The organism is Komagataeibacter swingsii, from assembly GCF_003207895.1.
Classification (GTDB): Bacteria; Pseudomonadota; Alphaproteobacteria; order Acetobacterales; family Acetobacteraceae; genus Komagataeibacter; species Komagataeibacter swingsii.
The window spans coordinates 1-7,009 of sequence record NZ_NKUB01000055.1 but is presented as its reverse complement, the minus strand read 5'-3'; the positions used below and the strand labels follow the sequence as shown (position 1 = coordinate 7,009).

The following is a 7,009-nucleotide window of genomic DNA, read 5'->3' as shown; positions in this document are numbered from 1 at the left end:
CCGCATCAGCTCCAGATTGGCCTCGCTCTGTGGCACAGGTCGATAGTAGACGCCCGACCGGTTGAGTTGCAGCAGCGTGCATTGCCGGATTATCGGCAGACGCGCTCGCTTCGGGTCAATCATCTGCCGCCTCTGATCACGCCCAACCGAGCAGAGGCATCGCGTAAAAAATCCCGTTCCACGAGAAGCTCGCCTATCTTCGCGTGCAGTTTCTCCACATCAGCAGGGCTGACCGGGGGCTCCGCCACCGTCTTCCCGGAGAAGGTCGCCGCCATCCCCTCGATCGCCTGCCGTTTCCACTGGGCGATCATCGTCTGATGCACCCCATGTTTCGAAGCCAGTTCCGCCAGCGTCAGTTCCCCACGGATCGCTTCCAGGGCAACCCGTGATTTGAACTCCGCCGCATACCTCTTGCGCGTAACCTTGCCCATAAAACCCGTTCTCTCTCAGATCGGATTATAGCTTATCGCCCTGTCCGAAAAATGGGGACCACTTCTGCGTGGTGCGCTGGCGTCGGGTCGATCTTCAGCGGGTCATCGAAGAGCGTTTTGGCGTCTCCTATCACGAACGCCATGTCTCCGCCCTGTTGAAGCGGCTTGGGTTCAGCCACGTCAGCGCGCGTCCGCGTCACCCCGGACAGGATCCGTCCGTCATGGACGCGTTTAAAAAAACTTCCCCACGATCCTGAGCGCCCACACCGGGCATCTGCCCAGAGGCAGGCGGATTGAACTCTGGTGGCAGGACGAGGCCCGCATCGGGCAGAAAAACGGTCTTGTCCGGCAATGGGCGCGGCGTGGCACCCGACCACGCCAGCCTGCCGATCAACGCTATGAGAATGCCTGGCTGTTCGGCGCCATCTGCCCCGCACTCGGCAAGGCGGCAGGCCTGGTGTTGCCGTTTACCGGCACGGCCAGCATGCAACTGCATATCGAGGAAATCTCACGCTGCGTCGCACGCGGAGCGCATGCCGTCGTCCTACTCGATCGTGCCGGCTGGCATACGACACCCAAACTCAGACTGCCGCGCAACGTCAGCCTGATCTTCCTGCCGTCCCGCGCGCCCGAACTGAACCCGGTCGAGAATATCTGGCAGTTCCTACGCGCCAACTGGCTGTCCAACACCGTGTTCAGCGGCATCGAACACATCATCGAAGCCGCATGCACCGCATGGAACAACCTCACCGCCCTGCCACAGACCATCCGATCCATCGGCCTCAGAAAATGGGCTCATATAGGTCAAAGGTGATAGCCCGTAGTATTAGAAACCTGCGAGAAGCAGATCGAGCGCCTGAGTAATTTCGTCCTGACAAAGCGACAATGAAGCAATGATCTTCTTCAGATCACGGTCAGGAACTGCGGCCATAAACTGCGTCATCATGACGAAGGGACAGTCGTCAACCATAAACACCGGGTTCAGCCTCTTTGCAGGCTTTGGTGCGGTTCCCTGCGGCAGCAGCGGAACCACGACACGGGTACCCAGTGCGTCCAGAAGATCTGCCTGCACATCCAGAACGAAACGTGCTTCTCCCCGTCCGGCCAGACGATACACATCGAAACGGGCCACTTAGAAGTTCCGATAGTCTGCCAGGGGAAGCCCGTTCTCTTCAACATACTGCCGTGAGGCTTCGAGGGAAGCGCGATTGTCTGCCAGCCATTGCTGGGCACGGATCGACGCGATAGCTGACTTAAGCCCCTGCTCGCAGGCCTGCGATATGTTGAGATCTAACGACTTGGCTTCTTCGAGCAGCTGAGCGGGTAGCGTCACATTTGTGGGGCGACGTGATGGAGTGCCGGGATGCACGCGAACCATAGCTTTGCTCCTATTATACTGGCAACCAGCATATAGCACATGTTTATGCGCATTTGTATGTTCATATTTTTATGCGAAGGTACGACCGTTTTCTGGAGGCCTCAACGGCTTTCCTTATGGCCGACATGAGGCGAAAGCGGACTATTTCCTGAGCCTGATGATTCCGAGTTCGTGCCACATCCACCCGAAATCGTAGGCAGCCATGGCACCGCCACTCCCTTGGGCGCGGACCGTAGTGTTTTCGATATCCTTCAACCAGATGGCCACCTTTTTACGTCCTGAAGCTGTCTGGACGGCCTGGCGCGGCGTCATATCCCCCAGGGCCGGGACTGGCTCATCAAGCACCTGCCGATAGTGCCGCTCCAGCATCTGCCCGATAATCCGGGCTTCCTCCTCGGGCGGGATCTGCAGTTCTGGCGAGACCTCCCGTCCATGCGTCCCCCGGTCTTCCATCGCCTGCGCCGGCGTCATGATCTGCGTGAGCGGAGCGCGCACGAGATCTCCCAGACCAGCCTGCAGCATGGCACGGCCACGTTCGGCGCGCTCTTTCGAGTTCACCTGCAGCCGCAACTGCCGCCCCTTCAGATCCAGCGTGCCCAGCACGATCGCGCCGTCATCCATCTCCGTGCGCAGGAACCGCCCGTTTTCATCCCGTCCAGCCTTGCGCACGGGATCGCTCATCGGCTCTTTCAGCCAGTTCCAGAACGACCGGCTCTCTGCCCGCAGGGCTGCCATCCCGTCAAGCACATCCGCCACCATCTTCTGCGTCACGCCCTTTGCCAGCGGAAAACACACTTCGTGGAAGACCAGATCCTCCCCGTCCCCATTGAACAAAGCTGGCCCCTCCATCTGCCGGGCCATGTCCTCCAGTGTCCGGAACAGCCAGGTCAGCGTGAACATCGGCGCAAGCTCACGCAGCGTCTGCGTATCGACTTTTGGAAACTCTGCCTTGCCCCGTCTTTTCCGCAGAGCCCTGTAAAGGTTCGCAGCCAGATCCTCACAGGCACCCCGTGAATAGGCGAGCAACCCGCCTGCAAGAATGGTCTTTCCATCGGACGGCACGAGACGTGTTGCAATACGATCCCACTGTTTCAGCGTCCGGGTAGCCGTGCCTTCATGCACCAGAACCGGATCACCACCCCGCAGCAGGTCTCGCGCCATCAGGCTCTGGCCGGGTCTGATGTCCGAGACTTCATACAGGCTCATGACCGAAGCCTTGAGGGCACGCATATAGGCGCTGTTACGCGGCCCTTCCTTCCAGCCCCGACGCTTGAGGTAAACGTCTACGAAGTTCCGGCCATCATCCCAGTCCTGCCCGAGAAAATCCTCGAAGGCACAGCCCCACAGCGTCATGGCAACGTCGGGGCCGATCATCTCCGCCAGATCCTCGAAGGAGATGTCGCCCGCTTCCAGCGCCGGACCGATGTGATCGCCGAGCACTTCGCCAAAACACTCCTGCCAGTCCTCCTGACCGAGATAACGGATCAGTCCCGTGAGTTCGTCTGCGGCCATGGCTGTTACTGCGTTTCCTGAACCTGACTCGGTGAGGCCGGAACGATATCCCGAAACAGGCATCAGGGCACCCTGCCCCACATTCACACACATGTGACCTTCGACAAAATTGCGCCGGATTACCTTTTCATCTGTTTCCTATGTGTTTCCTGCAGGGAATTTCAGACAACAAAAAACCCACCGTGTGCGAGCGGTTTTATCGTGTCAAATCAAGGATTTGTATCTGGTTTCAGGGGGCCTGCAACCAAAGAAGACTGCTGCTTGTCAGCGGGTTCGTAGAGAAGCTCGCTGCATGACATAGTCGATTGATAAGCAGTCGTTTTTATCAATATTTTGTCTCGCTGCGTCTTTCCCGGTCAGACCGTGTCAGTCAGCCAGTCCTCGGTTCGAAGACCTTCCACCCGCTGGAATTCCCGCAGATTGCCGGTCACCACAATCAGCCCCCTGCTCCGGGCATGCCCGGCAATCATGAGATCATACGGACCTATGATACGGCCATTCCGTTCAAGAGCAGCCCGAATGTCCGCTGTATGGGCGGCCGCTTCACTGTCGAATGGCAGGACCGCCAGCCTTGCCGCGAAGTGCTCGACCTCACGCCTTGTGTGCACGGGATCAGACGAGCGTTCCGCGCCATAAAGCAGCTCATACAGCACCACGTCCGAGATGCAGAGTTCCTCCGCACAGCTGTTGAACCTCGGACGCAGCCCCTGCGGTCGATCCCGCAACACCCGGATACAGAGGTTCGTATCCAGCAGGTAACGCAGCATTCAGAGCGCCTCGCGTTCCTGCATGGCTGGCTGGTTCCGCTCCCCCAGATCCACCCCGGGAGCCGCAAAGAAATCATCCCACGCCACATCGACCGGAGCGATGATCCGCCGTGGACCTTCGGACACGATGACCACCTCACGCACCTGTTCCCCGAAGGCGACCATCTTCGGCAGACGCACCGCCTGCGAGCGATTGGATAGAAAGAGTGTTGTACGGGTCAGCATCGGAGATCCCTCCTTATGGATATGTATCGTGTATATCCAATTTGGACAAAGATGTCCCGTATTTTTGGGACTCTCTGCACCGCATACACACAATCCGGACAGGTGATTGGGAATATATGTGATATCGGAACACCAGTCTTGGTTAGGCCGATTGATGACCAGATCCCGCAGCAGATATGGATATTTCCGATGCTCCGGATGGGGCATGGTTGTACGCGGCTTCTGGTAAATCGCCCGCAGGCCCATGATCGCCATGAGCCGCCGGACCCGCTTGCGGCCCACTTCATGTCCCAGGCGGCGCAGATGCCATGTCATCTGCCGTAAGCCATAATAGGGCGTTTCCAGGAACTGGGCGTCGATCAGCCGCATCACCTCTGTGTATGATTGGCGTGACGGGTGTTTCCCAGTTCCAGGGAAGGAACTCGTGCAGGCATGAGACCGGCTGGTCGTTGATCCGGGCGAGAACGTCGGCGAGACAGGCCTGGGGATCGACGTCGTTGAGCTTTGCAGTGACGATGCGGGAATACATGTCGGCCGCGCGCGGGCCGCCCCGATCGGAACCGGCGAACAACCAGGCTTTCCTGCCCAGAGCGATGCCGACTACAGAGCATAGTTGCCTTACTCCGCCAGGTTCGATGTTGCCAGCTTTCTTCACCAGCCAGAAGATCAGCCTGCATGCGGGCCCGGTGCCATGCAATGCGGAGGCAAGGAAAGCTGATCCTTCATGTCGCCACGGGTGATGGAGGCTCCACGTTCCCCCTGCGACGGGGAATGCGGTTCCATGCATCAAGGGCCGCGATCTTGTATGCTTCCGCCAATGTCGGGTAATTGAAGGTCGCATCGATAAAGTAGTCGAACGTTCCCCCGAAATTAAGCACGGCCTGACCGATATGGATTAGTTCCGTGGCACTTTCACCGACTATATGCACCCCGAGCAACCTGTGGGTTTCAAGGGAAATCACCAGTTTCAGCATCCCCGAATGCATGCCTGCGATATGCCCGCGTGATGTCTCGCGAAAGCGTGCGATCCCGCATTCATACGGTATGGATTTTTCCTTTGCCTGTTCTTCCGTCATGCCGACCGTTGAGATTTCAGGCACGGAATATATCCCATAAGGAAAGAATTCAGGGGCTGGTGGCACGGTCTGGCCAAAAGCATGGCACGCTGCGATACGCCCCTGTTCCAGCGATGTGGAAGCAAGGGACGGAAAACCGATGACATCCCCCGTGGCATAGATATGCGCGACACCTGTCTGGAACGTCTTCGGGTCTACTTGCAACCTGCCGCGACTGTCGGCCCGCAGACCGCATGCATCAAGCCCGAGTTGATCCGTAGCCCCGGAACGTCCGCCGGTATAAAGCAGGATATCAGAACGGATCTGCCCGCCATCGGCCAGGACGGCCACGGGTTGTCCATCCGCGACCGTGATTGAATCCAGCCGGCTGCCCAGCCTGAAGCGCATCCCGCGATCACATAACTGATGCATGAAGTCGGCAATGATGCCCCGGTCCACAAAATCCAGAATACTGTCACGTGCCTCGACAACGCTCACCTGCACATCCAGCGCACTGAATATTGTCGCGTATTCAATACCGATCACCCCCCCGCCAATTACCGTCAGGGAACGTGGCAGGCGCGCAAGGCTGGTCATTTCATCGCTGTCCAGCACGACCGTCCCGTCAAAGGGCACATGGGCCGGACGGTGCGGGCGGGTACCGACGGCAATAATGATCCTGTCACCCGACACAGTCCGCGCAACCCTGTTGTCCATGGTGATCGTAATATGGTGCGGATCCACGAACCGTGCCGTGCCATGCACAACCGCTATGCCGTTGCGGGCGAACTGGTGGTCCAGCATATCGACTTCATAATCCAGGGTCTTGCGCAGGCGGCTGTTCAGGTCGGCTATGGTTATATCCTTGCGGGCACGATAAGCCCGGCCATAGAAAGCCTGCTCCCGCCAGCCTGTCAGGTTGAGGACCGTCTCCCGCAGGGTTTTGGACGGAATGGTGCCGGTATGCACACAGACCCCGCCAACCCGGGTATTTTTTTCGATAATCAGCACGGATCGACCCAGTTTCGCCGCCTGAACCCCAGCCCGCCTGCCTGACGGGCCGCTGCCGATCACGACCAGATCATAATCATATGTCTCGGTCATGCCCCATCCCCCAAACCGGACTGTTCCGGCCCATGTCGTGCCTGTATGGCTAACGCACGGATCATATGCGGGATTTCGCCGGCCATGATGGCTGCGGACCAGAACTCGACCTTCCCCCTGCTGGAAGTGGCCCGGATCGATTTCGTCAGGCGTGGGGAGGGCATGACAGAAGCGATGTCTTTAACGTGCATGCAATTCATGGCAGCGGGGCAGGTCTGTATCCGGTTTGCCTCTCAATATCCCGGTCTTTATCGGCTGATGTTCAGTTCCGATGCCGGCAAGACGATAGCCCCAGTTACATGATGCGGCCATGAATACCTTCGGGAGTCTTCCGGGTCTTCTGGAAAGAGGACAACGTGACGGAAGCTTCCGACCGGTTGCCAGCAGCGCCCTGACAGCAGCAGACCAGGCATCGTGAAACCTTGAGGATGTGGCCTTATACCAACCATTGTTTGGCCTGACTCACGGGGTACCCATCGGTTTAAAAATGTGATTCATAGGATGCAGACCATTCTCTGAAGGAGGCATTCTGGATGG

General features: G+C 58.4%; 5 protein-coding genes and 6 pseudogenes. 2 read left to right on the top strand and 9 right to left on the bottom strand.

Annotated elements, in window-relative coordinates; genetic code table 11:
* Positions 1 to 431: pseudogene (locus CFR76_RS16860) on the bottom strand (transposase); the annotation flags it as partial.
* A 68-nt stretch (positions 432 to 499) separates the two neighbouring features.
* Between CFR76_RS16860 and CFR76_RS16855 the strand changes: the two are divergent.
* Positions 500 to 1,245, top strand: a pseudogene (locus CFR76_RS16855) (IS630 family transposase); the annotation flags it as partial.
* Between the two features lie 12 nt (positions 1,246 to 1,257).
* Here CFR76_RS16855 and CFR76_RS16850 read toward each other — a convergent pair.
* The 8 genes and pseudogenes from CFR76_RS16850 to sthA all read right to left on the bottom strand — a co-directional run bounded on the left by CFR76_RS16850 (position 1,258) and on the right by sthA (position 6,472).
* The gene (locus CFR76_RS16850; RefSeq protein ID WP_025440035.1) at positions 1,258 to 1,563 is read right to left on the bottom strand and encodes a CcdB family protein; all 306 of its coding nucleotides are present in this window, start codon (positions 1,561 to 1,563) and stop codon (positions 1,258 to 1,260) included.
* Positions 1,564 to 1,764, bottom strand: a complete 201-nt coding sequence (locus CFR76_RS16845) for a type II toxin-antitoxin system CcdA family antitoxin (protein WP_010512663.1) — start codon at positions 1,762 to 1,764, stop codon at positions 1,564 to 1,566.
* A 186-nt stretch (positions 1,765 to 1,950) separates the two neighbouring features.
* Positions 1,951 to 3,321 (bottom strand): hypothetical protein, encoded by a 1,371-nt coding sequence (locus CFR76_RS16840; protein ID WP_025440036.1) that lies wholly within the window; start codon positions 3,319 to 3,321, stop codon positions 1,951 to 1,953.
* Between the two features lie 356 nt (positions 3,322 to 3,677).
* Positions 3,678 to 4,088 carry a type II toxin-antitoxin system tRNA(fMet)-specific endonuclease VapC gene (vapC, locus tag CFR76_RS16835; RefSeq protein ID WP_010517707.1) on the bottom strand — a complete coding sequence of 137 codons (411 nt, stop codon included), beginning with the start codon at positions 4,086 to 4,088 and terminating at the stop codon, positions 3,678 to 3,680.
* Positions 4,089 to 4,289: pseudogene (vapB, locus tag CFR76_RS16830) on the bottom strand (type II toxin-antitoxin system VapB family antitoxin); the annotation flags it as partial.
* A 132-nt stretch (positions 4,290 to 4,421) separates the two neighbouring features.
* Positions 4,422 to 4,688 (bottom strand): annotated as a pseudogene (locus CFR76_RS16825) (IS3 family transposase); the annotation flags it as partial.
* A gap of 25 nt (positions 4,689 to 4,713) precedes the next feature.
* Positions 4,714 to 4,911 (bottom strand): annotated as a pseudogene (locus CFR76_RS16820) (transposase domain-containing protein); the annotation flags it as partial.
* 124 nt (positions 4,912 to 5,035) lie between these two features.
* Positions 5,036 to 6,472, bottom strand: coding sequence for a Si-specific NAD(P)(+) transhydrogenase (gene sthA / locus CFR76_RS16815; protein WP_053324013.1), 1,437 nt, complete (start codon positions 6,470 to 6,472; stop codon positions 5,036 to 5,038).
* Positions 6,473 to 6,517: 45 nt separating this feature from the next.
* Between sthA and CFR76_RS16810 the strand changes: the two are divergent.
* A pseudogene (locus CFR76_RS16810) lies at positions 6,518 to 6,884 on the top strand (TetR/AcrR family transcriptional regulator); the annotation flags it as partial.
* Between the last annotated feature and the right edge of the window lie 125 nt (positions 6,885 to 7,009).

Excerpts from the sequence above, each read along its gene's own strand:
- CFR76_RS16840 (WP_025440036.1), bottom strand. The coding sequence starts at position 3,321 with ATGGCCGCAGACGAACTCACGGGACTGATCCGTTATCTCGGTCAGGAG.
- vapC (WP_010517707.1), bottom strand. The coding sequence starts at position 4,088 with ATGCTGCGTTACCTGCTGGATACGAACCTCTGTATCCGGGTGTTGCGG.
- sthA (WP_053324013.1), bottom strand. The coding sequence starts at position 6,472 with ATGACCGAGACATATGATTATGATCTGGTCGTGATCGGCAGCGGCCCG.